This is a genomic window from Stenomitos frigidus ULC18 (genome assembly GCF_003003795.1).
GTDB lineage: Bacteria > Cyanobacteriota > Cyanobacteriia > Leptolyngbyales > Leptolyngbyaceae > Stenomitos > Stenomitos frigidus_A.
In genome coordinates this window covers 101,916-128,803 of sequence record NZ_PVWK01000097.1, presented here as the reverse complement: position 1 = coordinate 128,803, position 26,888 = coordinate 101,916, and the positions used below count along the sequence as shown (strand labels likewise).

The 26,888-nt window shown below is 47.4% G+C and carries 17 protein-coding genes, 1 tRNA gene and 1 pseudogene; 15 read left to right on the top strand and 4 right to left on the bottom strand.

What is annotated here, in order from left to right:
• Nucleotides 1-54: 54 nt before the first annotated feature.
• Nucleotides 55-3,759, bottom strand: coding sequence for a PAS domain S-box protein (locus C7B82_RS17360; protein WP_219904552.1), 3,705 nt, complete (start codon nt 3,757-3,759; stop codon nt 55-57).
• A gap of 633 nt (nt 3,760-4,392) precedes the next feature.
• Between C7B82_RS17360 and C7B82_RS17355 the strand changes: the two genes are divergently transcribed.
• The 7 genes from C7B82_RS17355 (at nt 4,393) to C7B82_RS17325 (ending at nt 12,317) form a co-directional block, all read left to right on the top strand.
• On the top strand, nt 4,393-5,187 hold the full coding sequence (locus C7B82_RS17355; protein WP_181357544.1) for a TylF/MycF/NovP-related O-methyltransferase: 795 nt from the start codon (nt 4,393-4,395) through the stop codon (nt 5,185-5,187).
• Nucleotides 5,188-5,199: 12 nt separating this feature from the next.
• The gene (locus C7B82_RS17350; protein ID WP_106257529.1) at nt 5,200-6,825 is read left to right on the top strand and encodes a class I SAM-dependent methyltransferase; all 1,626 of its coding nucleotides are present in this window, start codon (nt 5,200-5,202) and stop codon (nt 6,823-6,825) included.
• A 125-nt stretch (nt 6,826-6,950) separates the two neighbouring features.
• A complete protein-coding gene (locus C7B82_RS17345; RefSeq protein WP_106257528.1) occupies nt 6,951-7,955 on the top strand; it encodes a glycosyltransferase family 2 protein in 1,005 nt (334 codons plus the stop codon).
• Between the two features lie 53 nt (nt 7,956-8,008).
• A complete protein-coding gene (locus tag C7B82_RS17340) occupies nt 8,009-8,866 on the top strand; it encodes a glycosyltransferase family 2 protein (protein ID WP_106257527.1) in 858 nt (285 codons plus the stop codon).
• Nucleotides 8,867-8,871: 5 nt separating this feature from the next.
• Nucleotides 8,872-9,900, top strand: a complete 1,029-nt coding sequence (locus C7B82_RS17335; protein ID WP_146141181.1) for a glycosyltransferase family 2 protein — start codon at nt 8,872-8,874, stop codon at nt 9,898-9,900.
• Between the two features lie 272 nt (nt 9,901-10,172).
• Nucleotides 10,173-11,264 (top strand): acyltransferase family protein, encoded by a 1,092-nt coding sequence (locus C7B82_RS17330; protein WP_106257525.1) that lies wholly within the window; start codon nt 10,173-10,175, stop codon nt 11,262-11,264.
• Nucleotides 11,265-11,327: 63 nt separating this feature from the next.
• Nucleotides 11,328-12,317, top strand: a complete 990-nt coding sequence (locus tag C7B82_RS17325; RefSeq protein ID WP_219904551.1) for a class I SAM-dependent methyltransferase — start codon at nt 11,328-11,330, stop codon at nt 12,315-12,317.
• Nucleotides 12,318-12,478: 161 nt separating this feature from the next.
• Here C7B82_RS17325 and C7B82_RS17320 read toward each other — a convergent pair whose 3' ends face one another.
• Nucleotides 12,479-12,925 (bottom strand): DUF4359 domain-containing protein, encoded by a 447-nt coding sequence (locus tag C7B82_RS17320; RefSeq protein ID WP_106257524.1) that lies wholly within the window; start codon nt 12,923-12,925, stop codon nt 12,479-12,481.
• 256 nt (nt 12,926-13,181) lie between these two features.
• On the opposite strand from C7B82_RS17320, the gene C7B82_RS17315 reads away from it, so the two are divergent.
• The 3 genes and pseudogenes from C7B82_RS17315 to C7B82_RS17305 all read left to right on the top strand — a co-directional run bounded on the left by C7B82_RS17315 (nt 13,182) and on the right by C7B82_RS17305 (nt 19,267).
• Nucleotides 13,182-13,254: transfer RNA gene (locus C7B82_RS17315), tRNA-His, on the top strand.
• A 151-nt stretch (nt 13,255-13,405) separates the two neighbouring features.
• A pseudogene (locus C7B82_RS17310) lies at nt 13,406-14,022 on the top strand (IS1/IS1595 family N-terminal zinc-binding domain-containing protein).
• A 751-nt stretch (nt 14,023-14,773) separates the two neighbouring features.
• A complete protein-coding gene (locus C7B82_RS17305; protein WP_106257523.1) occupies nt 14,774-19,267 on the top strand; it encodes a PAS domain S-box protein in 4,494 nt (1,497 codons plus the stop codon).
• Between the two features lie 111 nt (nt 19,268-19,378).
• Here C7B82_RS17305 and C7B82_RS17300 read toward each other — a convergent pair whose 3' ends face one another.
• Nucleotides 19,379-19,816 carry an ATP-binding protein gene (locus tag C7B82_RS17300; RefSeq protein WP_106257560.1) on the bottom strand — a complete coding sequence of 146 codons (438 nt, stop codon included), beginning with the start codon at nt 19,814-19,816 and terminating at the stop codon, nt 19,379-19,381.
• Between the two features lie 265 nt (nt 19,817-20,081).
• On the opposite strand from C7B82_RS17300, the gene C7B82_RS17295 reads away from it, so the two are divergent.
• Complete coding sequence (locus tag C7B82_RS17295; RefSeq protein ID WP_106257522.1) at nt 20,082-21,236, top strand: PP2C family protein-serine/threonine phosphatase; 1,155 nt, start codon at nt 20,082-20,084, stop codon at nt 21,234-21,236.
• On the opposite strand, the gene C7B82_RS17290 is transcribed toward C7B82_RS17295, so the two are convergent.
• The gene (locus C7B82_RS17290; RefSeq protein WP_219904550.1) at nt 21,225-21,563 is read right to left on the bottom strand and encodes an STAS domain-containing protein; all 339 of its coding nucleotides are present in this window, start codon (nt 21,561-21,563) and stop codon (nt 21,225-21,227) included. The genes C7B82_RS17295 and C7B82_RS17290 overlap by 12 nt on opposite strands.
• Nucleotides 21,564-22,193: 630 nt before the next feature.
• On the opposite strand from C7B82_RS17290, the gene mrdA reads away from it, so the two are divergent.
• The 4 genes from mrdA (at nt 22,194) to C7B82_RS17265 (ending at nt 26,788) form a co-directional block, all read left to right on the top strand.
• Nucleotides 22,194-23,963 carry a penicillin-binding protein 2 gene (gene mrdA / locus C7B82_RS17285; protein WP_106257520.1) on the top strand — a complete coding sequence of 590 codons (1,770 nt, stop codon included), beginning with the start codon at nt 22,194-22,196 and terminating at the stop codon, nt 23,961-23,963.
• Between the two features lie 639 nt (nt 23,964-24,602).
• Entirely contained in the window at nt 24,603-24,839 is a 237-nt protein-coding gene (locus C7B82_RS17275; protein WP_106257518.1) for a DUF2811 domain-containing protein, read from the top strand.
• Between the two features lie 114 nt (nt 24,840-24,953).
• Complete coding sequence (locus tag C7B82_RS17270; RefSeq protein ID WP_106257517.1) at nt 24,954-25,745, top strand: RecB family exonuclease; 792 nt, start codon at nt 24,954-24,956, stop codon at nt 25,743-25,745.
• Between the two features lie 80 nt (nt 25,746-25,825).
• Nucleotides 25,826-26,788 carry an aldo/keto reductase gene (locus tag C7B82_RS17265; RefSeq protein ID WP_106257516.1) on the top strand — a complete coding sequence of 321 codons (963 nt, stop codon included), beginning with the start codon at nt 25,826-25,828 and terminating at the stop codon, nt 26,786-26,788.
• Nucleotides 26,789-26,888 lie beyond the last annotated feature (100 nt).

Below are 26,888 nucleotides of genomic sequence, written 5' to 3'. Positions count from 1 at the left end.
CATACAGATTTATCTCATGTCGATTTAAATGATATCTAAACCATTACCGTTGCTCTAAAAATGCTTGATATAGTGATCAGTCGCATCCTGAACCAGCTGCCTGATTTGATCGAAAGCAAAACGATTGACCTTTTCCCGTAATGCCTGAGCGATCGCGTTGTGTTCTGATGGAATTTGCTCAATGAGCGTCAGTGAGCGTTGAAAATCGAGTTGAGTCGTTGCCCGATGAATCTGTAGGAGCCATTCTAGAGGCATCTGTTGGAGCGCAGCAGCGTTAAGCGGAACAGGCGCTGCCATTGGGTTGGCAAGGGCTACAGCCTGAGCCTCTGACGCATAATTTGCGCTCCTAGGTTCATTGTCTGCATGCACATAATGGACTCCCAAATGCTCTGCCATCTTGGCTAAGATGAGTGTTGCTTGCAACGGTTTGCCAACAAAGTCATCACATCCCGCCGCTAAAACGTGAGTAAGCTCTTCCTCAAAGGCATTAGCGGTGAGTGCAATGATTTTTGTTGCATGTGGCTGCCCGTTGGCACGCAAGCGCTCACTGCTACGAATGCGTCTGGTGGCTTCATAGCCATCCATTACAGGCATGCGAATATCCATCCAGATCAGATGTGGCTGCCAGTCTTCCCAAAGAGAAACCGCTTCCTGTCCATTTATGGCTTCTTGGACCTCAAAACCCAGAGGCTTGATCAGACTAAGCAAAAGCTGCCGATTAGACCAATGATCCTCTACTAGTAAAATGCGGTAGGTGGGCTGATCGGGCGCTAATATAAGCCGTCCTTGCGATCGTACAGACGATGGCCGTGCTGCTGGCAAGCCCTCTGCTAGCCCTACAGGTATCTTAAAGGCAAAAGTAGAACCCTGATCTAAGGCGCCACTGGCGGTCAATTCCCCACCCATCAGGCGGACAAATTGTTGACTAATCGGCAAGCCTAAGCCAGTACCTTCTGGGTAGATCTTGCTATTTCTTGACTGCACAAACGGCTCAAATAAACTTTCCTGCTCGTCAGGGTCAATGCCAGATCCCGTGTCTTTAACCTCAAAGCACAGGTGAAGGGATGAAGCGAGTGGACATGGGGGCGCAGTCTGTCCCGCAGCCGACGCCCGGATTCCCATCGCGTTTAAACTCCTGGCGTTTGGCTCTTGATGACACTTGACGCTCAGTACGACGCTCCCTGCGCTAGTGAATTTAATGGCATTGCCAACCAAATTGATTAAGACCTGACGTAGCTTGTGTTCATCGGTTTGTACCAATTGGGGTAAATCAGGAGCCCGATCGCAAACGAGCTGCAGACCTTTACTGTTCGCTTTCAACCAAAACATCTCTTCGAGGTTATCCAGCAGGCAGAAAAGATCAAACTCAACCACATTAAGGGTGACATGCCCGGCCTCAATCTTGGACATGTTGAGAATGTCATTAATGATGGCAAGCAGGTGTTCGCCACTGCGATTGATAATAGCGAGATTTTCTTGCTGCTCCAGATTTAAGTCAGGATCACAAACCATCAGCTGGCTAAAGCCCAAGATGGCATTGAGGGGCGTTCGCAGCTCATGGCTCATGTTGGACAAAAAGGTACTTTTGGCACGGTTGGCTTCGGCACTACGTAGCGCTTCACGCACAGCTACTTCTTTTGCTTGTTGGAGTTCGAGCTCAGCCTGTTTGCGATCGCTGATATCTTCTGCCAGCCCAATGAACCGGACTGGCTTTCCTGCCGCATCTCGAATCGCGCTCACTGCTGCTGACACCCAGCGCACGGCTCCATCTGGGCGTACAATGCGGTATTCGCGTTGGACGCTTTGACCCTGCATTTGCGATGCTACAGACGCCTGCACGTGGGCGCGATCGTCCGGATGAACCGCCTCCATCCAAATCCAGGGCTTTTGCAGCAGCTCATCGCGCGATCGTCCCCAAATTTTTTCGTAGGCAGAGCTGACGTAAATATAGCGATCGGGATCACGCGATCGCACAAAGAACATTTGGGAAACCGTGCTGGCAATTTCACGGAAACGCTCTTCGCTCTCTTGTAGCGCCATTTCTGCCAGTTTGCGGTTGGTGATATCTTCAATAATGCCAATACAATATTGCGGCTTGCCATGCTGATCGTGGATGAGGGATACCGTCAGTGTTGTCCACAACACCTGACCGTTCTTGTGGAGCAGCCGCTTTTCCATGGAAAAGGCTGGTATGTCGCCAGCGATCAACCGCTGATGTTGTTTCAGGTCTAAGGCCAGATCATCCGGATGCGTCACGGCCTGAAACGTGAGCGACTTGAATTCCGTTTTGGTGTAGCCCAAAAGCGCGCACATTGCTTGATTGACGTTAAAGTATCGACCAGCAAGGGTGACTTGAGCAATCCCCACAGCAGCATGATCGAAGATGGTGCGAAAACGCGCTTCGCTGCTCCGAAGGGCGTCTTCTGCCTGTTTGCGATCGGTCACATCACGTGCGACAGATTGAATTTCAACCAGGGTACCCTCATCGTCAAACAGTGCCCGGTCAGTCCATTGGTACCAGCGAATACTGCCATCTGGCGACTCCAGCCGTTCGTCTGAGGTTTGAATGGGCTGCTCAGGGGTCAGCGCTGTCAACAGGTGAGCGACGACCTCTCGATCCTCTGGATGCACGTTTGCCAATAAATTTTGTCCAATCAGCACGTCAGCCGTCTGGTGATTTGCGCGGCAGTAAGCAGCGTTGACAAACGTCAACGTGCCATCCGGCAGTGCACGGGTAATCAGCTCGGTTTGATCTTCGATCATGGCTCGATAGCGTGCTTCACTCTGGCGCAAGGCATCTTCTGCCTGTTTGCGATCGGTGATGTCCCAGAAAATGCACTGTATCTCGACAATTTCGCCTGCCTCATTCCGCACAGGCGCTTTCACCGTCTGCACGTAGCGGCGGACACCCGTCTCTGGGTCTTCGACCATCTCAATCAGGTCTAACGTTTCGCCTGTCTGGAGCACATGTCGATCGTCTGCAAGATATTTCTCTGCCAGATCTGGAGGGTTTAGGTCACGAGTCGTTTTCCCCAGACAGGCTTCTAGCGGCAAGTGCACCAGGTCAAGAAACGCCTTGTTGACAAAGGTAAACCGATCATTCCAATCTTTACGAAAGAGGCACATCGGCAGCGCCTCAACCAGGGACGCGTACAAAAACTGACTCCTTCTGAGTGCGTCCGCTATTTGTTGGCTTTCAGCAGCAATCTTGCGGAACTGTCGCTCACTCGCCTGCAAAGCGACCGTACGTTCCTGGACTTTAGCGTCTAACTCAGCATTTAACTGTTGTAGGCGCTGATGCAGCTCTTGTTGCTGTTGCTGTTGCTGCTCCAGTTGCTGCTGCAGGCGGTGCTGCGTCATCACCGATCGCACAGTGCGGCAAAGACTGTCTTGGGTCAGTGACCCTTTGACTAAATAATCACTGATGCCAAGCTTTATGGCCTGCACCGCGACAACCTCATTGCCCTGTCCAGTCAGCATCACAATCGGTAGGCGAAGTTGACCCAACCGCAACGTCAGCGCCGCCAAAAACTCCAACCCGTCCCGATTGGGTAGCCTGTAGTCGAGTAAAACTAGATCGGGATCATCGCGCTCACAGCTCTCTAGCCCCTCTTCTGCAGAAGCGACCTCCAAAATGTCGTAGGTAAAATGGACATCGCGCTCCAAGAAACGGCGGTACATCGCTCTGTCTTCTGTCGAATCATCAATCAATAAAATGGTGAGGCGATCGTCCATCGTTGGTGCGTTGGAGAGAAACAAGAATGAGGGATAAGAAGGAGCGACAATACCCTTGGTGCCAGTATAATCCAGCTTTTCGTCCGTTCAAGCAGGATCGCCTGGGGGAGCGATCGCGGCAAGCATGCTCCCCCAATATGCCCAGATTAGGCTTAAGACGACACCTTACAGCCCAGGTTGGATGTCCCGCAACAACACCTCATAGCAGGCTCTAGCCTTGCAGCCAGTCCACAGATGTTGGTGTTACACGTTGCCAGAGTACTCGTTTCGTTTCGACTTGCCGGGGCAGACGCAGCTAGCGATCACGTAAGCGGCAATGGTCGATACATTCACGGTGTTAACGATTTTTAAGGCTTGCTCAAGCTAGCACTGAAAAAACAGACGGTGGTGACCGTACAGTTGGCATCTGATTTCAAGCAAAAGTAGAAAGGCTGGGCAGAATGCCCAGTTAGGGGTTGATTTAGCGAAGCTTTAGAGATAATGTCTTGTCGAGGTATGATTCACCAAAGCTAACGTTATCGTCCCTGTGAAATTATTCAAAGTGCGCCTCAACTGTAAGAGAAACCGTGAAAGGCTAATTTAAAACTTCCTTAGGTTGCTACTGTTGCTTGCTTATCTACCAAAAAATTGATGCTACTTGCTTATCTACCAAAATTTTTGAGGAACGTACTTCAAGCTGACAGGGCACCCACGATCGCTGAGCCTGCCGTTAATCTGCCAGCAGTTGAGGAGCCTGCTCTCGAAGCGCCCACAGCTGAGAGTGCTGAAGAGACAGTGATGCAGACGGTGCTTCAGAAGGTTCGTCCCTATAGTATGGTGCCAGATTCAGGCATAGAGTTCCTGATTCGATCGGTTCAGTCCCTGTTTGACCAGCAAATTGAGGGAGATTTTGTTGAATGTGGCGTTTGGAAGGGTGGCTGTGCAGCGGCGATTAAGTTGGCTGAACTGGCACTGCAACCAGACTCACAACGGCTACTTCACCTCTTTGACAGTTACGAAGGCCTACCACCAGTACAGCCAATCGATGGCCCTATGGCAGCAGGCTGGCAGCAAGCGGTCGATAGCCCATGGTATTTCGACAACTGTGCGGCTTCACTGGAGGTGGTGCAGCAAAATTTCGCTCAGCTTGGCCTATTAGACGCTAGAGTGCAATTTTACAAGGGGTGGTTTGAGACAACTGTACCTGAATTTGTGAAGCGTTATCCCGAAACGAAGATTGCCATTCTTCGGCTTGATGGTGATTGGTATGAGTCAACCAAAGTCTGTCTGGAAAACCTATATCCACTTGTTTCTGAGAAGGGTATTATCATCATTGATGACTATTATGCCTGGGATGGTTGTGCGGTTGCAGTCCATGAGTATTTAGGTAAGCATGGTTTGAACCATCGGATTCGATCAATTCCTGACTTTTCGTCAGCCTATATTATCAAACAAGCTCATCGCGAGGCTTGAGAGTTTAAACTGATGCAAGGGTTTCACTACTACCTGCACCCCCATCCTCAAGATCCACACTATATTGCTCGTTCGACAATTATTGCCGCTTTGGCAAAATTGGCTCCCTCTATAAAAGGGCGAATGGTAGACATTGGTAGTGGGCATTCGCGTGGATACGAAGCGTTGTTCAAGACCCACGTGAATGAATATCTTTGCGTTGATCGGCAATATGCGGAAAACGTTGACATTTGCGCGGATTGTTACGACGTACCGCTAGCCGACCACTCAGTTGATACGATCCTTTCGACTCAAGTGTTAGAGCATTTAGAAACCCCTAGCCGAATGCTCAAAGAAACTTACAGACTCTTGAAGCCTAATGGCAATCTTATCTTAACAGTTCCGATGGTTTGGGGCTTACACGAGGAGCCTGTAGATTTCTACCGTTATACAGAGTACGGTTTGCAATACTTGTTGGAACAAGCTGGATACATTGATGTTAAGGTTCAACCGTTGGAAGGGCTCTTTGCGGTCTTAGTCCAAATGTTGATTGATGAATATCATGCTAGCTGGCTAGCCAACTACCGACGCTTTGCTTCGTTCGGAATTGGAGCGTTAAATCGAGTTGCTTTGTGGCTTGATCAAGCCTTTCCTACACGGCGACTTTGCCTTACCTACCTAGTTACGGCTATGAAACCAGGGGAAGAATTTAGTGCGTCTTTACTATCACAGAGTATGAGCCAACCGATGCTTTTAGATACTGTTAAACAAACCAACCCTTTATATGACCAAGCGTTTTTTGATTCGCTTTTAGAGGGGGCTCGAGGTTCAGCGAGGCAAGTCATACCGATGCTTCTAGAATGGCTTCAACCCCGAAGCGTCGTCGATGTTGGTTGTGGTCTCGGTGCCTGGCTGTCGGTATTTCGGGAATTAGGCGTACAAGATTCTTTAGGGATAGATGGCGACTATGTTAACGCTAGCCAGCTGCAAATTCCTGTCGAAACCTTTTTGGCAAAGGATTTGACCCAACCACTCAAACTCGATCGGCGGTTTGACTTAGCAGTATCTCTAGAAGTTGCAGAGCATTTACCCCCTGAGGCCGCAAACACCTTGATTGAGTCTCTCATTGAGCTGTCAGATGTGGTTTTGTTTTCAGCGGCAATACCCTTTCAAGGTGGAACGGGACACTTGAATGAACAATGGACGGGCTACTGGGTGAAACTTTTTGAACACTATGGCTATGTCGCGATCGATTGCTTGCGTCATCGCCTCTGGTCCAACGAGTACGTTCAACCCTGGTATATCCAAAATACATTGCTCTTTGTCAGGTCTGAGCGATTGGAAGATTATCCTCACCTACCCAAACCCGATCCAGACGCTGGTCACTTTCCCTTGGAAGTGGTACACCCTAAAACCTATCAAGCCAGTCTGGGTTACTATACCGAACCTCTGGAAGGTCAAGTGTCTCAAATGAAGGCTGAAGTCGAAGCTGCTCATTCTGCGCTGTTAACAGCGCAGAATGAGCTTATAGTTGTTCAGAACGCCCTCTCAGAATCGCGGAAGGAAATCGCGGCCATGCAAACCTCTAAGTTCTGGCGTTTACGTACTTATTGGCTACGGCTCAAACAACGGCTTCTTAAAACTGGAACAGTTGCTTGAGTTACCTAGCGATTTACTTGAGAAGCTAGCTGAGAAGTCTACCGGATGACAATGTCATTCACAAAGAAAGCATTGCCTTTCAGCTAGTTTTTAGGAGATTCTCTTAAACTATCCAATATCTTGCTATGTCAGCTAAATCGGTTGCACTCTCCATTATAATTCCTTGTTATAACCATGGCGAATACCTGCTGGAAGCACTATCCAGCATTCAGGCTTGTCTCGATCCGGTTTATGAGGTCATCATTGTCAACGATGGTTCTCACGATCCGTTAACGGTTAACCTCTTAAGTTATCTAAAAGAGCAAGATTATTTTATTCTTGATCAGGATAATCAGGGGTTGGCTCATGCCCGGAACAACGGTATCGCTAAAGCATCAGGGCGCTACATATTACCTTTAGACGCAGATAATAAGATACGTACTGAGTATATTCTCAAGGGCATTGATGTTCTTGACCAAAATCCAGACATTGGTGTTGTATATGGTAAGCCCGAGTGGTTTGGTGAGGTCGAGCGCATATGGCAATTGCCGGAAAAATTCGATGTCTCCAAGCTCATTTTAAGCAACTATATTGATGCCTGTGCTGTTTACCGAAAGTCTATGTGGGAAGATTGTGGTGGCTATGACCCCCATATGCCAATAGCTGGCTTAGAAGATTGGGATCTCTGGCTAAGTGCGATCGAGCGTGGATGGAACTTTCATTATGTTCCGGAAGTGCTCTATGACTATCGAGTACGAGCAGACTCGATGGTGACAAAGTGTGCTTTACCCGAAAATCGAAGTCGCCTATTAAAGTACATTTGCACTAAACATGCCAGCCTCTACCGTACCAACTTCGCTCAAATGATTGGCGATCGCGAGTTGCGTATTGGTAACTTAGAGGAAACCAACACTAATCTAGCAACACAGAAGAATGCTCTAGAGAAAACCTTAGCGCAGACTGATGCGCAACTGGTGCAAACGCAGACGCACCTCCAGCAGGCTCAGACACAATTGGTACAAGTGCAGATTAAATTGGAGCAAGCTCAGCAAAGAATTACTGCTATGGAAAACAGCAAATTTTGGAAGCTGAGAGGAGCTTGGTTTTACCTAAAGCAAAGTGTAGGATGGGGCTCAAGCAATAGAGAATAATCTAGATACAAACAAGTAGCAAGGCTTCGCAGTATTAACAAAAAATAAAGCATATGGGCACAATCCAACTCGCTATTGGCATCGTATTGTATAAAAACGATCTAAATCTCCTTTACAAAAGCTTGCTTGGTTTTAAGGAGCAATTACTATCTTCTCTGCCAATCAGTATTGAGTTGGGGATTATTGATAATAGCCAGGGCTCACAATTGAGGCAGGTTTTAAAGATTGCAGACGATCTCAATTTGTCCGTTTCTGTGAGCCAACAAGGGGAAAATATTGGCTTTGGCGCAGGACACAACTGTCTATTTCGCAATCTTCAAGCAATGAATAGAGAGATGGATTATTACCTTTGTGCTAATCCAGATGGAATTCCTCATCAGCGAATGATTGAAAATCTTGTTGTATTTGCTCAAGCTCGCAACAATCAAGGATTGTTTGAGGCCAGGCAATTTCCTATTGAGCACCCGAAAATCTATGATCCAAAAACTTTTGCCACTGGGTGGTGCTCAGGCTGCTGCTTATTAATACCGTTTCCAGTTTATGAGCGTCTAGATGGGTTCGACGAATCTTTCTTTTTGTATTGCGAAGACGTTGATCTTTCATGGCGTGCTCAGATGCTTGGTTATCAATGCTACACAGTCCCAAATGCTCTCTTCTATCACTATGTTTTTGGCGAAGATAGAAATATCTCTCGTCAAGACTTAGAGATGACTATTTCTGCTTATAAATTAGCTGCAAAGTACGGGAATATTGATGCGACCCAGAAAGAGCTTTTGAGGTTGCGAGAATTGGTCAGCCAAGAAGAGCTACAAAAAATTTGCTCTGTTGATCTCAAGAAGATTCCTTTAGATATGGTGCCTACTTATATTGACTTTAATCACGGCAGATACTTTTCTCCGTCTAGGTGGTAGTTCTGATGCAAAATGTAAAAGCGTCAATTGTGATACGCACAGTTCCCAACCGAATTGATTTCTTAGATCAAGCACTGTTTAGCGTTCTTTGTAATACTTATGCACAATGTGAAGCTGTGGTAGTTGTGCAGTCTAAAAGTGATGATTATTTTGCACAGGTAACAGAACTTTGTAAGACATATATCCTGCGTGGTTTGCCAATAAAAACTGTTAGGAACTGCACGAATTCAGATGAGCGTGCTAAGAATTTAAATTTGGGCATTGCAGCCGCTGCAGGTAGATATATTGGTTTTTTAGATGACGATGATATTTTATACCCCACTCATATCGCCTCTTTAGTAAAGACGTTGGAGGCGAATTATTCATCAGCTTGGGCTTATGCAGATACTGTAGGCACACTTTGTGAGATTGACGCGTTGGGTGATTTATACATTCAGTCGCATCACTTCTTCTTTCGAAAACCCAAGTTTTTTTACCCAGAGCTATGGTTTGAAAATTTCATTCCGTTACATAGTTACATCATTGATCGCTACCGAGTCAAGGATGATGTAGTTCACTTCGATGAATCATTCACACTTCTGGAGGATTATGCTTTTTTACTTAAGTTGGCGATCGCTCATGAGCCCAAGTATTATCCCGAAGTCACTTGTGAATATCGCTTTCGACTAGACGGAAGCAACTCCAGTAATTTTACTGATGAGCTGAGTGGTACTTTTAATTTTGAGAAGCAAGAACGCTGGAGAATAGCAAGAGAAAAAATTTCGATACTGAAGCGAGACCTGATTTTCTTCCCCTTACCAGGCACTGAAAAGAGAACCTTAGATTTTCTCAATACTTTAATTAGTCAATCCCAAACTGAGCTTCAGAGTATGCGGGCTAAGGTTGAGGCTTCGCAGGCTCAAGTTCATGCCCTGCAAGCTCAATTAGATCAATCTCAAGCAAAAATCGGTGCGATGAAAACCAGTAAATTTTGGAGGATGAGAAATGTGTGGTTTCGCTTCAATCGAAAAATTGGTCTTGGACAGCATGAGTAAATTCTTACTGGGATGTATACCGTTTAATTGTTTTTTATGGAGTTATATGTCATCAATATTTAGTTTTAATGCATGGAATATTCATCAAGATGAGAAAGTATTTAGAAAGTACTTGAAGTTAGAGCGATCGCTCACTCGGTTAAAAATCTCAAGCTTCAAGAGTGAATAGAATAGGAAATTGCAATTTCAATTCATAGCCATAAAATATCAGCAAGCCCGAACTCTCTGTAAATAAATCCTAAATTCGTACCTCATTCAAAATTTTAAATTTTATGTCGAAAGATTCTATTCCCTTACAGAAAGCATTCAATCCTAAAAAAAACAGCTTTGGATTTCTTCGCTTCATGCTTGCTGTTTTAGTGATTTTTTCACACTGCCATTCTCTTGGAAACTTTGGATTAGAAGGGATGCTTGGGAGCAAGCAAGAGAGTTATGGCGGTATTGCTGTTTGCTGCTTCTTCGTCATCAGTGGTTTTTTAATTACTCGCAGCTATGTACAATCTCAAGCCCTTTGGCGTTTCTTGTGGAATCGCTCTCTACGAATCTTCCCAGGCTTTTGGGTATGTATGCTTTTGACGATCTTAGCTTTTGCACCTATCATTCACTTTGCAAAATACGGGAGTCTTCAAAATTATTTTCAATTTCAGCCTGAAAATCCACTGGACTATTTTAAGGTTAACTTCTTCCTAGAAATGAGGCAATACGATATCAATCAACTCTTAAAAAAGGACATGCCTTTTCCAGGAGCTTTTAATGGTTCATTATGGTCATTAATTTACGAGTTCAGATGCTATCTCGCTGTTGCTATTTTGGGGTGGTTAGGCATTCTGAGCAAGCAGCGTTTCGCTATTCTGGGCTTGTTCGTGAGTTTTTGGCTGCTCTATGCGCTTGATATTGTCATTCCGGGAGTAGCGGCTAAAGTCTCACCTTATTTCTTAGATATTCAAAATCTTAAGTTGTCCGTTTACTTCCTATCAGGTGCCGTATTTTATCTTTATGCTCCCGAAATTCTGATCGATCTAAAGATACTCTTATTTGCCCTGTCTGTTCTAATTTTAAGCCTTAAGTATCAATATTATCCTACAATAGCTCCTATATTACTCAGCTATATTGTTTTCTGCACAGCCATTTATTTGCCGTTTTCAAGCTTTGACAAGTACGGAGATTTTTCGTATGGGCTCTATATTTACGCCTTTCCTATTCAGCAAACATTAACCTTTTTTGGATACAATAAGTATGGCTTTTTCGCCTATTTCATACTTTCTTTTGTCCTAACCTTGCTTCTGAGTATCGGCAGCTGGTTTTTTGTTGAACAACCATGCTTAAAATTAAAGAAATTTAAATTCAAAGAGCGAAGCGCGTAAGATTAAAGAGCTTCGATATAACAGCCAAAGAGCATCAGAAAATAGCTAGAGGAGCAGGTCATCTTGAAAAGCATCAGAGGGTTGGCAAGTGATTATCTCTTTAATCTAATTAAGCATTGGCCACGTCTTAAAGCGGTTTTTATTGAGAGAGATGCATTACTCGCGGCAAAGGAACAGCCGCCTGAAGTAGAAAGCCAGCCTCTACAAGAACAAGGACAAGAGTGGCAAACATGGGTTCCACCGGGCCACTTCTATTCTCCGATTCCATCTATTGATGACATCAAGACTAGAGCGAATGAGATTTTTCATATTGTACCCACTTCTATTCCTGGGGTTGCATTAAACGAACCGAAACAACTCGAATTGCTTAAGGCATTGCAGGAATATTACAACAGCCAACCCTTTACAGAAAGTAAAAAAGACGGGTTAAGATACTTTTTCGAAAATTCTAGCTATTCTTATTCTGACGGAATTTTTCTACACTGTATGATCCGCCATGTACAGCCGAAGAGCATTATAGAGGTTGGTTCAGGGTACTCTTCCTGCGTCATGCTTGATACAAACGAAGTTTTCTTTAACAATCATATCTCTTGCACATTTATTGACCCTTACCCTCAGCTATTGGAATCTTTAATCAAACCTGAAGATCGAGAGCGTATTAAAATCATCCCTCGAAAGCTTCAAGAGATAGACGTTGATGTATTTCAGTCACTCTCTGCAGGAGATATTCTGTTCATAGACTCCACTCATGTATCAAAGGTAGATAGTGATGTGAACTATATCTTTTTTAAGCTTCTGCCCAGTCTTCAGAATGGTGTATACATTCATTTTCACGACATTTTCTACCCATTTGAGTATCCCAAAGCTTGGGTTTATGAAGGTCGAGCCTGGAACGAAGATTACCTATTGAGGGCTTTTTTGCAGTATAATACGGCTTTTGAAATTTGCCTCTTCAACACCTTTTTAGAGCATTTTCATGAAGACAAATTTAAATCTGATATGCCCTTGTGCTTGAAGAATAGAGGTGGGAGTATCTGGCTAAAGAAACTTTAGTACTGTCTGGAGTATGCTTTCGTGGAAAGACGAGATCGAGCAAGATCCCTCTCAGAACGACTCTATCAACAGTGAAGGCTAGCTAAATCAGCGATTTAGCTTTCAATTAAGGTCATTGAAAGCTAAATGATAATTCTGACTACTTAAAACTCTCTATCGCCCTATTGCTTCTGCGTTTTGTAAATGATGAACTGCCCTAGTACACCAACGCTTTCTACATGGTAAGAAGGCAGGTCTGGGCTAATTGACAAATCAGTAATGTAGCGGCTGAAGAGGACAAAGTCTTGCCTCTGAGTACCATCAACAATAATCTTCTTAATCTTAGACTGATTCGATTCTAGTTCTGATTGACAAAGCTTTTGCAAACCAAAAGCGGTAGGGGCTTTAGCACAAACTTCTACTTTCAGATAGCCGATCGCAGCCTGAGTCGCGAATTCATTGTAGGCTTTCTGGTCAGGATTGGTGATTCCTAGCACTCCGCTTAACGCTGCGAGTATACAACCACCCGCAATGGCACCAATTTTAAGCGTTTGCCTGCGACCACGTTGAGTGGCGATCGTTTTGATGGGCTTAAGATGGTTAACCATATTGGGTTGTTGCAACCTCATTGCTTAGTGTGATGATCTACGGTGGGAACGAGACGAGGCAAAACTGGGCTTCGGCCTACCCTCAAACCCCCCTGAGTTCAGCAAAGTAGAAAGACTGTATCAATTATGGCGGATCTCCTATGAATGAACATCCTTTCGCAATCAGGTAAAAGAATCAATTAGATCAACGACAAGCAGCTTCAAACATTGCCAGCAGCAGGATTTTTGAACGAAAATACCACGACGCTTCAAGCAATGCTATAATGAGTAGCGCACGGCGAGCGTAGCCAAGTGGTTAAGGCAGAGGATTGTGATTCCTCCACTCGTGGGTTCGAGTCCCATCGTTCGCCCTTTTTGTATCAGTTTCAAGCTGTACAGTGACAAGGTGGCTCCAATCATAAGTTGTCCACATTGGTCAGTTTATGGTTTTAATTTCAGGTAGTGCATCAAGCTAAGGTGGGCTAGGTAAAGTGGAGAGACCTCTACTCTTAAGCAAGACTTATGGCATGTCGGCTCTGCGGTCATCCCATTACACACAAACACAGCAAAGCGCCCAATGGCAGCCAGCGATATTTCTGTCCCCATTGCAAGCAAACGTTCAACAAACGGTTTGACACCTTGTACGACCACCGGTCTGTCACTCTAGAACAAATCCGGCAGGTGCTATAGGCACATAGTGAAGGTAGCTGTCAGCGAGGCATTAGCCGCGTGGACTTGCTCATAACACTGTTGTCAGCCTTGTGCGTACCGCCACTTAGCAGGCACCATTAGTGCATCATGCTCAAGTGCAAGTGGTGCAAACCGAAGATGTGAGCGTATGGCCATTTGTTTCAAAAAACAGCAGCGCTGTCTCCTTGGGGCGTTAGAGCATGGTGATTGTTGGACTGGGGTCAGCCTAGCCAGAAAGGCTTCACCATATTGGCAAAGACAAGACGCAACGCCTGGAGAGAACCAATGGCATTGTCAGGCAACAAACGGTGCGGTGGCACCGCAGACAGAATAAGGTTGGCAAACGATGGGAACAAACCAAAGCCACGACTCGATTAGTCGTCAGTGACTGCAATTGGATCTGGCGACAGAGTCGATTGCAAACAACAGCGGCTCAACGAGCAGGATGAACGTCAAAGCCTCGGACCTGGCATGATCTAATGACTGAGCCCACTATAATTTGATGCACAACCTACAAAAGATCAATGGCCTTAGTCGTGCTGATGATGACGCTCATCATTACCCTCTCGTCGATCAAGTTATTGTTACTGCCGTTTGACTGGCTGAATGCCTTCAGCTTGCCAGCCTGGATCTATTGGCTAGGAACGATAACCCTCTTGTCGTGGTGTCTGGGTGATTAACGGGTTCACCTTATCGTCTGCTGAAAGCATAATCTTGCTGATACGGCGTTCGCTCCACAGTCAATTTTTAAAGCATAGTTAAGTCTCACGATTGATTGGGGCAGACTCTTAACAGCCTCAGCCTGTTAGAGGCAAAGTTCTAGGTGTGGCCTATGAATTTATAAATAAGCAATAGCTGGGTTAGGACATGGTGCAGAGGTGAAATCCTTGGCTGGAGGCAGCTTCACCACATCCGCTTTGATCCAAATGTCCTAAGCTCGGTGGCAACAGCTATAGCTTTGTAAACAAAACTCATTCCTTTGATCGATACACAAAGCTGATCATGCCTGCCTATTGAATTCATACTGAGGTGACTTTTTACTGTTCTGACAAAATTGCTTCAAAGAGACAGACTGCAAGCATGATCGCTAAGTAAAATGGGTCAGAATCAAGGTGATGCATCAATCATTGGGCTGTATATTTCTCTTTAATCACGTTGATGCAGGTGCAACTGAGCGTTTCAGGCAACTTAAGGTAGAGCATGAAGGCAGCCCGACTGGATAAGGAAGCAAAAAGGTTAGAAACTTTATACCAGTATCAGATTCTGGATACAGCTCCCGAAGAAGCATTTGATGATCTGACTCAGTTAGCAGCTCAGATCTGTAGTACGCCCATGGCGATGATGACGCTCGTTGCTGATAACCGTCAATGGATTAAGTCCAGAGTCGGGTTAGTCATTGACGAAGTCGGTCTGCACGTTGGCTTTTGTCCTGTATGCGTTGAGCAACGGGAGATGCTGATCATTCCTGACACAGCAGCCGATGCCCAATTCGCTACAAATGTGGTGGTTACAAGTGAGCCGTATGTCCGTTTCTATATTGCAGCTCCTTTGATTACACCCAATGGATGTGCGATCGGCACCCTTTGTGTAATGGATCGCGTACCCCGCGAACCACAGCAGCAAGAAATCGAGGCACTCCGTCGGCTGAGTCGCCAGGTTGTCAGTCAGTTAGAGTGCCGCCTCAACCTTGGTGCCTTGCTCACTGCTATGGGTGAACGGCAGCAAGTAGAGGTTGCACTGCAACGAAGCGAAGAACGGTTTCGCAGTGCCTTTAACTTTGCCGCGATCGGTATGGCGTTGGTTGGGCTGGATGGTCGCTGTCTCCAAGTCAACCGCTCCATCTGTACAATTTTTGGCTACTCCGAAGCAGAACTGCTCACAAAAAGCTTTCAAGCGCTGACCCATCCCGATGATCTCGATGTTAACGTGGGCTATTTTCAGCAAGCGCTGGCAGGAGAGATTGAATCCTATCAACTGGAAAAGCGCTATCTCCACAAGCGAGGGCATACGGTATGGGCGTTACTGACTGCTTTTCTGCTGCGAGACGCAAACGGAAAGCCACTCCATTTTGTCTCTCAGCTCCAAGATATTACCCAGCGCAAGCTGACTGAGCAAGCACTGCAGCAGAGCGAAGCCCATTTCCGCGATTTAGTGCAAAGTCTTCAAGTTGGCGTTGCTTTACAGGGTGCAGAGGCTGAGATGCTACTGGTTAACCCAGCCGCCCTGACGATGCTGGGGTTGGAGGAAGCCCAAATGATGGGGATGTCATCGTTTGACGAGCGCTGGCATGTCATACATGAGGACGGCTCTCCTTTCTCTGGCGAAACCCATCCAGTACCCCAGGCGATCGCGACTCGCAAGCCTGTGCATAACGTTGTCATGGGTGTTTACCGTCCAAAACATGATGACCAGGTTTGGCTCTTAGTCAACGCAGACCCCCACTTCAACTCTGATGGCGATCTCCAGCATGTCCTTTGCACCTTTAGCGACATTAGTGATCGCAAGCAGGTTGAAGAAGCTCTCCGTAAAACCGAAAGCCGCCAACAAGCTCTGCTCAACGCCATTCCCGACTTGATGCTACGCGTTAACCACGAGGGTGTTTATCTAGATGCCAAAGCGGCAACGCATTTTGATGCCCTCCTCCCGTTCGATGAAATTGTCGGCAAGCGGGAGGGAGATGTGCTGCCACCGGACGTGGTTCAAAAGCGCCAGCATTGCCTCGCCGAAGCGCTCCGTACGGGTGAACTCCAATTTTGTGAATATCAGCTTGCGCTTGCTGATGGCATGCACTACGAAGAAGCTCGCATTGCGGTTAGTGGTGAAAATGAAGCCGTGATTATCGTTCGTGATGTCACTCAGCGCAAGCTGGTAGAGGAAGCGCTAGAAAGTCAAAATCACCGTGCCTACCTGCTGACAGCCATTACTCTCCGCATTCGCCAATCGCTCGATCTAGACGATATTTTAAGTACGACGGTTGCTGAAGTGCGTCAGTTTCTGCAAGCCGATCGCGTCCTGATCCATCGCTTTGAGCCCGACTGGGCTGGCACTGTGGTTGTGGAATCAGTCGATGCCAACTGGTCACCTGCCTTAGGGTCGGTCATTCGGGATACCTGTCTCGGTGAAGGCGATCGGCAAAGGTATCAGTGCGGTAGAACGCAGGCGATCGATAACATTGACCACGCAACTCTCACTGACTGCCATCGCGACCTGCTGACTCAATTTCAAGTCAAAGCGAACTTAGTCGTTCCCATTATTCAAGGGCGTAGTGCAACCGGGAAAGCACAGCTTTGGGGGCTGCTAGTGGCTCATCAATGTTCTGGTCCCAGACATTGGCGTGCTTTTGAAGTGGAATTCCTGACCCAACTGGCGGATCAGGTGGGTATTGCTCTCGCACAAGCGCATTTGCTGGCACGCGAAACCCAACAGCGCGAACAACTTGCACAGCACAACATTGCACTAGAGCAAGCCCGCTGCGAAGCAGAGCAGGCGTCTCAGATGAAAAGTATTTTTCTGGCAACCGTCAGCCACGAAATTCGTACACCCATGAATGGTGTACTGGGCATGACTGGGCTGTTAAAAGACACGCCTCTGAGCCCAGAGCAGCGGGAGTTTGTCGAAACCATTCAGATGAGTGGCGAAACCCTGCTGAACTTGATTAATCAAATCCTGGACTTCTCCAAGCTGGAAGCGGGCGAAATGGAGTTGGAGATGCTCTCTTTTGACCTGAATAGTTGCCTTGAGGAAGTGGCAGATCTTCTGGCACCCGTCGCCCAAGCCAAAAAGCTGGAGCTAGCTACACTGGTCTATCGCAATTTACCGACGCAGCTTCGAGGTGATGCGAATCGGTTGCGCCAAATTCTCACTAATTTGGTGAGTAATGCGATTAAGTTCACCAGCACGGGTGAAGTCGTTGTTCAAGCTTCGCTGATGGCCGAAACGGCTACGACAGCCACCATACTGTTCTCTGTTGCTGACACGGGCATCGGGATCCCTGCTGCTGGGTTAGAGCGTCTATTCAAGCCGTTTTCTCAAGTCGATCCGTCTACAACACGACGTTATGGTGGCACCGGTTTAGGGTTAGCCATTTCACGCCAATTGGTAGAGCTAATGGGCGGCAAAATTGGCGTTGAAAGTACAGTGGGGAAAGGCTCGCGGTTTTGGGTCATGCTGACCTTCGATCGCGCACCAGACCCGCCTGCGACACTAGCCCAAGCGACGATCGCGCTGCCCTTCAATCAACTCAGATTGCTGGTTGTGGATGACAATGCCACCAACCGTAAAATCGTACGCTATCAAGTGTCTACCTGGGGGATGCAGATCGATGAAGCGGCGGATGCTGAGGCTGCACTGCAACTGCTGCGAGAGCGTGCGAACGAGGGCATGCCATACGATCTAGCGATTTTGGATATGCAAATGCCGGTGATGGACGGCGAAATGTTGGGTCGTCAAATTAAGGCCGAGCCGCTGCTGGCAAAGACTAAGTTGATTATGATGACCTCCCTGAGTCACCGAGGCAGTGGTAGCCAGGTTTTAGGGTTGGGCTTTGCTGCTTATTTGGTGAAGCCAGTCAAGCAGTCTCGCTTAATGGACTGCATCATAAATACACTGATAAGTGATCCGTTGATCAGAGCGTCGCTTCCAGCCAGCCCTGCCACGGAACGATCGTCACTCTGTCTTAATGATCAGGCTCAGGAGTCGATCGCTGATAAGAATCTCACTGCGATCGCGCCTGTTAGTGATGTGACCTCGACGGCTTCGACACCAGCACCATCTACCCTCAAGCTTTTGCTGGTCGAGGATAACGCGGTCAATCAGCGTGTAACGTTAAGCCAGCTTAAATATCTGGGCTATATGGCCGATGTTGCCTGTAATGGCGAAGTGGCGCTAACAATGATGAGCCAAACCACTTACGACATTGTGCTCATGGATTGCCAAATGCCTGTACTAGATGGCTACAGCACAACCTGCGAAATCAGGCGTCTCGAAGGAGAACAAGCCTTGGATGGAAAACAGCCAACCATCATCATCGCGCTCACTGCCAATGCCATGAAAGAAGACCGCGAACGCTGTCTTGCTGTAGGAATGGATGATTACCTCAGCAAACCACTGCTGAAGGAGGTGTTAGCTGCCAAATTGACTGATTGGAGTCAGGTGCTGCTTGCACGTAGCCATATAGCGTCAGTCAACCAGGTTATGATGCCACCAGTTCTTGGCACCGCTACGCAAACTAGAGCGGTACAAGGACCCCTTCATGGTTCTACTAGGGTCGCCGCCAATGGGAGAGACAGCACTGAAGCAGATGGCACTGAGCCAAGTACCTTGTTGCAGTCAGCCCACGATGCAAACGTTCGATCGCTACAATTTTCATTCATTGATTGGGATCATCTCCATCAACTCTCAGACGGGAATGCAGCGTTCGAACTTGAGTTACTGCATGTGTTTGTTGCAGATGCCGACGATCACCTCACGGCGCTAGAAAGCGCGATCGCTCGGCGTCATTTTTGTGACCTTGAACATGCTGCTCATCATATTAAAGGCGCAAGCGCTAATGTTGGCTTAACTGCAATGTCTGCGATCGCCGATTACGTTGAACGGCAGGCACGTCAGCACGAACTTCAGGGCGCGGCCGAAAAACTCACTCAACTGCAACAAATACTGAATGAAGTACGCCTCTTTTTAGCAGCCACAAGCTGAATCCGTTTACCATGCAGCATGGGCTCATGCGACGATGCTGCATTGAGAGAGGAAGGTTGTAGGGACGTTTCACCTTTCTTGTCTGCCTCAGAAGACCCTCATAGCATTTATTCAGGTATTACTTGATCCTTTGTCGTAGTATTTGACAATCAGCAAACAATTTCGATGCTCCGTTCGTGTATAGCTCAAGCTATCAGCAAGTTTTCGCATTAGCTGTAAGCCGCGTCCGCCCTCAGCTTCCTGCGCGAATGTTAACGGTAGACGTTCAAGCGTGTGAGCTAAATTAAAGGGATCACCCCAGTCCCAAAGCCGTATTTCGATTTGTGTAGCAAACGTTATGACTTCAATATCAATCAAAAGTTCAACTGGGCGATCTTTATGTGCATGACGTACAGCATTGGTAAACGCCTCTGCCAAAATCAGTTGACATTGCAACCAGTCGCGATCGGAAAGCGGTGGTCCCTTAAACTGATCAAAACATGAAAGCACTTCAGCCAGCGCGTTTAGGTCTGTGTTGACCTGAAGAAAAGCTTTGTGGAGGGGTTGCAAGGGCAAATAATCCTCTAATTTAGCTGCTTGAATATAAGTGGATAGTCGCGACTAATTATAAAAAAGTGGTGCAACCTTTTGACTCCAAGCGGAAGGTTGCACCACTTTCATCCCGAACATCATCTCTAGTTTAATCATGCCCATCGACTGAGAGGCTATTACTCACCGACTGCATTACAGAATTATACGTCTGACGAACCCACTCTCATTTTTTGCCTCCTTGATCCTGGGCAAACTGATTCTTTAACCATTAACGCTGTCTTCTATGCACCAAGTTCTAGTAATTGATGATGATCGAACCATTCAGGTCGTTCTAAGGAAAGTGCTAAGCGATCAGGGCTATGAAGTGGCAGTTGCTAGTGACGGTTTAGAGGGCATCAATCAGGCGCAACAACTCCACCCAGCCCTCATCATTTGTGATTGGCTGATGCCGTTGATGGATGGTTTAGACGTCTGCCGTAGGATCAAAGCAGATCCAGAATTATCAAGCGCTTTCTTTATCTTGCTCACCTCTCGTGATGCGATCGAAGATCGCGTGTATGGGTTAGACAATGGTGCAGACGATATTCTAACGAAACCATTTGAACTGAACGAATTGAAGGCGCGAGTCCGTGCTGGACTCAGGTTGTATCACGCCAGCCAAGACTTAAAGGCTCAGAAACACCTACTAGAGTCAGAGTTTAAAGAGGCCGCAGAGTATGTACGATCGCTATTGCCAAAGCCACTCAGCGGTAGCGTCACGATTGATTCACGCTTTATACCCTCACAGCATCTTGGGGGCGATTGCTTTGACTATTACTGGCTTGATCCCGACTATCTAGCGATTTACTTATTAGACGTTTCTGGGCATGGTTTAGGCGCAGCCTTACCGTCGATCTCAGTTTTAAATATGCTGCGATCGCAGTCTATGGATGGGGTCAATTTCTATCAACCCAGCCATGTTTTAACGGCTCTTAATGAAGCCTTTCAAATGGATAGCCAGAACGATAAATACTTTACGATCTGGTACGGCGTTTACAATCAGGCAAAACGGCAACTTGTCTATTCCAGTGCAGGGCACCCACCGGCGATTCTGCTCAATCACACGACTAAGCAGGGTCTCCAATCTACTCAACTACGAACAACCGGTATGCCGATTGGCATGCTGCCTGATACACGCTTTGTTGATCAACGTTGCGACATCGATCCAACCAGTGTGCTGTATATTTTCAGTGACGGGGTCTATGAAGTTTTCCGAGAAAATAATGAAATTTGGGGCTTCGATGCTTTTATCGCCTTGCTAGTTGATGAACAAGCTACGATCGCTCAGTTCGGGCTAGACTATATTTTGAATTACGTCAAAACGTTAAACACAAAAGTGATTCTGGATGACGACTTGTCGCTGTTGCGCATTAGCTTTTGTGCCGATTCATCGGAGTAAGTGGTGTTCAGGATTTATTGCAATTTGGTGTTGATGAAAAGCTTCTTGATCACTGAAAATATGAAATACTTTTTCCATGCCTGTTAGCTCAAAGACCATTTTGGGCTGTTGCCCAACTGAACAGAAACACAATTTTCCGTCCTTTGTACGAATGGCCTTCAAAAGCACGACCAATTCACCGAGAGCAGAACTATCGATTAATGTCACCGCTTGCATGTCAATCAGCGCAATCTTGCTGCCTGCTTTGATGGCATTGTCAACTTCCAGATGGAGTTTCTTTGCTTGAATACGGTCTAGAATGCCTACAGGCTTAAAAATTTTAATCACAATAGTGATCCCTTTGCTAACAGTAATTCTTCGACGTTTCTAACTATAAAAGTATTTCAGCAAGGTGTAGATTTGACGATTAATACCTTCAGTTGATGGCTATCCTTGCTTCACGGCTGGCTGCCTAACAATGACTAATCATGGATACTTATTTAGCGATGAAGTAAATGATTTGGAGAACGGCTGTAGCCTGTGACATACAAAACAAAAGCGTATGATTGATATGTGTAGAGTGTTTGGGATGAACTCAAGCGACACGGTACGTTCTTGGCATAGCATCGGCTTTTGCAGCATTGTGGCTCTGTATTGCTAGGGTACCCCATGCTCTCTGCACTATCGTTCAGTTGCTGGGGCGTTCAGTTGCTGGGGCGTTCAGTTACTGGGGCTACTCAACAGCTAATCTCTACGCCAATTGAAAGCGATGTCAGACAAGAAGCTTGAATGATCGGTAAAACTCATACAAAATTCATACAAACATGGCGGGTATGTTGAGTCAGTAAGTGGATCTAGCTAGGGTATTCATCTAGATAGTTGCTTGCTACTACTGATGAAAGATGATTTAACTGCCTGTTTTTGCGATTGCCCTTAAGGTCATGATGAGTAGGCTTCTATCGTTGAGCATTGTTAGTGATGGCTAATGGTCTTTCTCTCAATTCAAAAAGCCGTCGTATCCATGTCGCTTTGACGCAGCGATCGCAGCGATCCGTTATTCTTCTGCTGGTACTGACGGGTTTGATTAGCGGTTGTCTTTTGCGGTTGATCCAGCTCCAGCTTGTACAGGGTTCCTATCATCGGCATCTTGTTGATAAGAATCGAATTTCGCTGGTGCCGACGCCTTCTGATCGGGGTAATATCCTCGATCGCAATGGTAAGCTGCTGGCGGCTAATCGACTAGCACGATCGGTGTACCTCTCACCGAGAGAAGAAACCAAAGCCCAGTGGGCAGAAAGTGCAGCCACATTAGGGCACATCCTCAACATGCCGCGCGAAGAGATTCTCGCTAAGCTAGAGCAAGTGGGCTATCGTGCCCCGACCCCCGTGCGTATCAGCCGTGATTTGTCCCTTTCTGCCTTTGTCGCCTTATCAGAAAAACACAATCAGTTTCCGGGTTTAGAAATTCGAGGCGAGTCAAACCGCTACTATCCGAACGGTGACCTGGCATCTCACATTCTGGGCTACATCCGTGAGGCGACAGCCGAGGATTTGAAGCAAAACCCCGACTACCCAATGGGTATGCTAGTGGGTCAGATGGGCATTGAGCGTCTTGCCAACGCAACGCTCCAGGGCGTTTGGGGTGGGCAACTGCTCGAAGTCAATGCTACTGGGCAAGTTGTGCGATCGCTTGGCACGAAGCCGTCTCAGTCTGGTGCGCCGATGCAGCTAACCCTTGATTTAGAGTTGCAGAAAACAGCTGAAAAAGCGCTGGCAAAACGACGCGGAGCCGTTGTCGTGCTGGATGTCAAAACGGGTGAAGTGCTGGCACTGGCAAGTGGACCAACCTTCGACCCCAACTTGTTTACACGTCGCATTTCGCCAGGAGACTGGAAACAGCTACAGAGCCGAAATCAACCGTTTTTGAACCGCGCCTTACAGGGCTATCCGCCTGGTAGCACCTTTAAGGTCGTGACGGCGGCAGCTGGGATCCAGTCAGGCAAGTTTTCTCCTGACTCAACGCTAGCCACCTTTGCAGCGCTCAACCTGGGTGGACACCTGTTTCACGAGCATGGCAGTGGCTATGGCGTCATTGGCTTCCGAGATGCCTTTGCGTACAGTAGCAATACCTTCTTTTATCAAGTTGGGCTTGCTGCAGGGCCAGAGCAGATTTCTAAGTGGGCACATCGGTTGGGCATTGGCACGACGGACAATATGGGTTTGGAAGGTGGCAGTCATGGGTCAGTGCCGACTCCAGCCGAAAAAGAAAAGCTCTATAAAGAACCCTGGTATGGCGGCGATACGGTGAGTATGTCGATCGGTCAAGGTCTGGTACAAGTGACGCCACTGGAAATGGCCGTTATGGTCTCTGCGATCGTGAATGGAGGCAAGCGCGTCAAACCCCATTTACTGCTCACACAAACTGGCATGCCGGAACGGCAACCCACTGCAACAGGCTTAGATCCGGGCACGATCGCGATTATCAAAGCCGGACTGATTGCAGTCGTACAACAGGGAACTGCCAGCCAGCTTAACGATGGCTCCATTCCACTCACGGGTGGCAAAACAGGTACAGCGGAAGTGCCAGGGCAACCTGACAATGCGTTGTTTGTCGGGTTTGGCCCTGCAAGCAACCCGCAGATTGCCGTCGCTGTAGTAGTGGAGAATGGCGGGTTTGGGGCTGTGTCCGCTGTGCCGATCGCTCGTGAGATTTACAAGACCTACTTTAAATCTCATCTAAAGCAGTGAGACGATCGCGAAAAGCATGCCGTTTCAAAAGCGCTAAAAATAATGAGAGCGTTCTCGTTATTCTTGGCGCTTTTGTGTTAGCTGCTGGTCAGACGACCCATAAAAAGCTGCTAACCGATGACTTTTACACTTTTTGCAATTCTTATCATTGCACCCATTTTTCCCCACAAAATCCACATCGTTTCCACAAGTGCGGGGCGTCTTCTCCACACGTAATCCACAAGTTCTCCACAGGATTACTTGAGTTTTCCACAGGCTCCACGCAACAATCGGGCTTTGCCGCCGCGATCGATTCACTGGGGACATTTGGGTACAGAGGTGGAAAAGCGGGTGAACTTCATAATGTTATGTAACAAAAAAGTGCCTCAAACTATGATTCTCTCGTGAACCTTTTGATTGGCTAAAGTTGGGCGTAACATTTCGCAGCATTGACAAGACAGTGAAAGCAACTGCACAATGTGACGACCTGCTTGAAAGCGCGCTGACCAGTTACTGGTAAAAACCCACTCTGTCTTCATTGCGGCGGTGGTGTTGTGTCCAGTCAGGTCTAGCTTTGCGCTGCTTTCTGCTGCCTTAGACGCATGCGCTCTCAGATGTCCACCATTCACCCTGTCCAGTAGAGGGAGAACTAAAATTTCTATGAATAGCACCATTAGCCTGTTAGTTGAAGTTCCTGAAGTTCTGCACGATTCGCTCAAGCATTATTTGGAAATACGCCCTGACTGGGATCAAGACCGAGTGTTTGCGGCTGCCCTGTCGTTGTTTTTACTGCAAAACCGTAGCGCCGATTCCGCTCCCGAAAAGCAGAATCATCGTCAAGCCTCGCGTATTTACCTGGATGCCTTGTTTAAGCGTCCGATCGGGCAAAACAACTGAGTGGTCAAGAGTCAGTCGCTAGTCGTTAGTTGTCAGTAAAGATGAACAACGGACTACGAACGACGGGCTAGACACAATTCATCTTCGTAATGCCTTTCATTCATAGCGAGCAGTATGGCTTACCAAATTTCAGCGACGAAGCTTCAGGCATATAACCGCTGCCCTTATGCCTACTACCTCCGCTATGAGCGAAGGCTAACGACGAATGAGTTTTTTGGCTCAGCCTCGTTGGGTATTGCGCTTCACCAGGCGCTTGCCCAATGCCATCGGGACTGGCATTACGAAGAGCCTCTACCAGATTTACATTGGGTGCATCACTGCTGGCGGCAGCATTCTACAGAATTAAGCGCCAGTCAGGTATCAGAAGGGTTTGAAATTTTAGAGAATTATTACTACCGCTTCATTGCCAGCAAAGTTGCTCTAACGCAGCCGCTGGCAGTGGAGGGTAGAATCCAAGGCTTCTTGCAGGTCGAAAACCTGGAGTTTTTGATTACTGGGCGGTACGATCGCCTTGACTTTATCTCAGATGGCTTAGAGCTTATTGACTACAAGTCCAGCCGCGAAGTGAAGCTGCCAGACGCAACCGAAATTGATGTACAGATTGGGCTGTATTACCTGGCCTTGGAGCAAACTTACCATCAGAGTTTGAAATACCTTAGCCTACTCTTTCTACGCACAGGTGAAAAAGTTCAGTTTGAGGCCACTGTTGAGCACAAGGAGAAGGTGGAAACGATGGTTAGCAATCTCGCAGTGCGATTGCGCTACGATCGCGGCTGGGAGCCACAGCCTGGACGGCAGTGCGATCGCTGCACGTTTGCTCGTTACTGCTCGGCTGTTAGCGCGAATCCGACACCGTTGCCAGAAAGCCGCTCTAAGTCGCAGCTTCAGCTAGCCTTAAACCTGTAAGTGCACTAAATCTGTAGGACGATGCACGTTAGGCATCGTCAGCGTTATCCTATTTTTGAATTATTAGGTTAGCAATCAGTATGGAAACGCGATCACTCGGTACATCAGGCATCCAGATTACGCCCATCATTACGGGCACCTGGCAGGCAGGGAAAAGCCAATGGGTTGGCGTTGAGGATGCTGACACCATCAAAGCGATTCGAGCTGCGTTTGATGCCGGGATCACAACTGTTGATACGGCTGAAGTTTACGGTAGTGGACACTCTGAACGGGTGGTTGCCGAAGCACTGGCGGATGTGCGCGACCAGGTTGTCTACGCAACGAAAGTCTTTTCCAACCACCTCAAATACGATCAGGTGCTTGCTGCCTGCGAAGCGTCCCTCAAAAACCTGAAGACCGATCGCATTGACTTGTACCAGATTCACTGGCCGTCTGGCTCCTTTAAGAGCGACATTGTGCCGATCGAAGAAACCATGCGAGCGCTCAACGATCTAAAGGCGCAAGGAAAAATCCGAGCGATCGGCGTTTCCAACTTTTCCCAGAAACAACTTGAAGCAGCAGCACAGTACGGACGCATTGATAGCCTGCAACCACCTTACTCCTTGTTCTGGCGGTATGTTGAACAGGATGCCGTGCCCTACTGCGTTGAGCACAAGATTTCCATCATTGCCTACTCGCCCCTTGCGCAAGGGCTACTAACAGGCAAATTTGGACCCGATCACACCTTTCCACCGGAAGATAATCGCGCGAAGAATAAGCTGTTTCAAGGCGAGAACTACAAACATGCTCAAACAGCGCTAGAAAAGCTACGCCCGATCGCCGATCGTTACCAAACCAGCCTCGGCAATTTGGCATTGGCATGGCTGGTTGCACAACCGCAGGCAAACGCGATCGTCGGCGTCCGTAACGCCGAACAAGCCGTTGAAAATGCCAAAGCAGGCGCAATCAAGCTCACCGAAGCTGATCGAGCAGAAATTGATCAGATTGGGCGCATCGTCACGGACTCGTTAGATGATAGTCCGTTGATGTGGAACTGGGGCTAGCGATAAGCATGCAGGTCGATCGCCAGCTGGGACAACGCCGGAAGGGAGGAATGCTTGACATGAGGGATACAAAGGACAATTTTCGCCTATTTTATCTGTC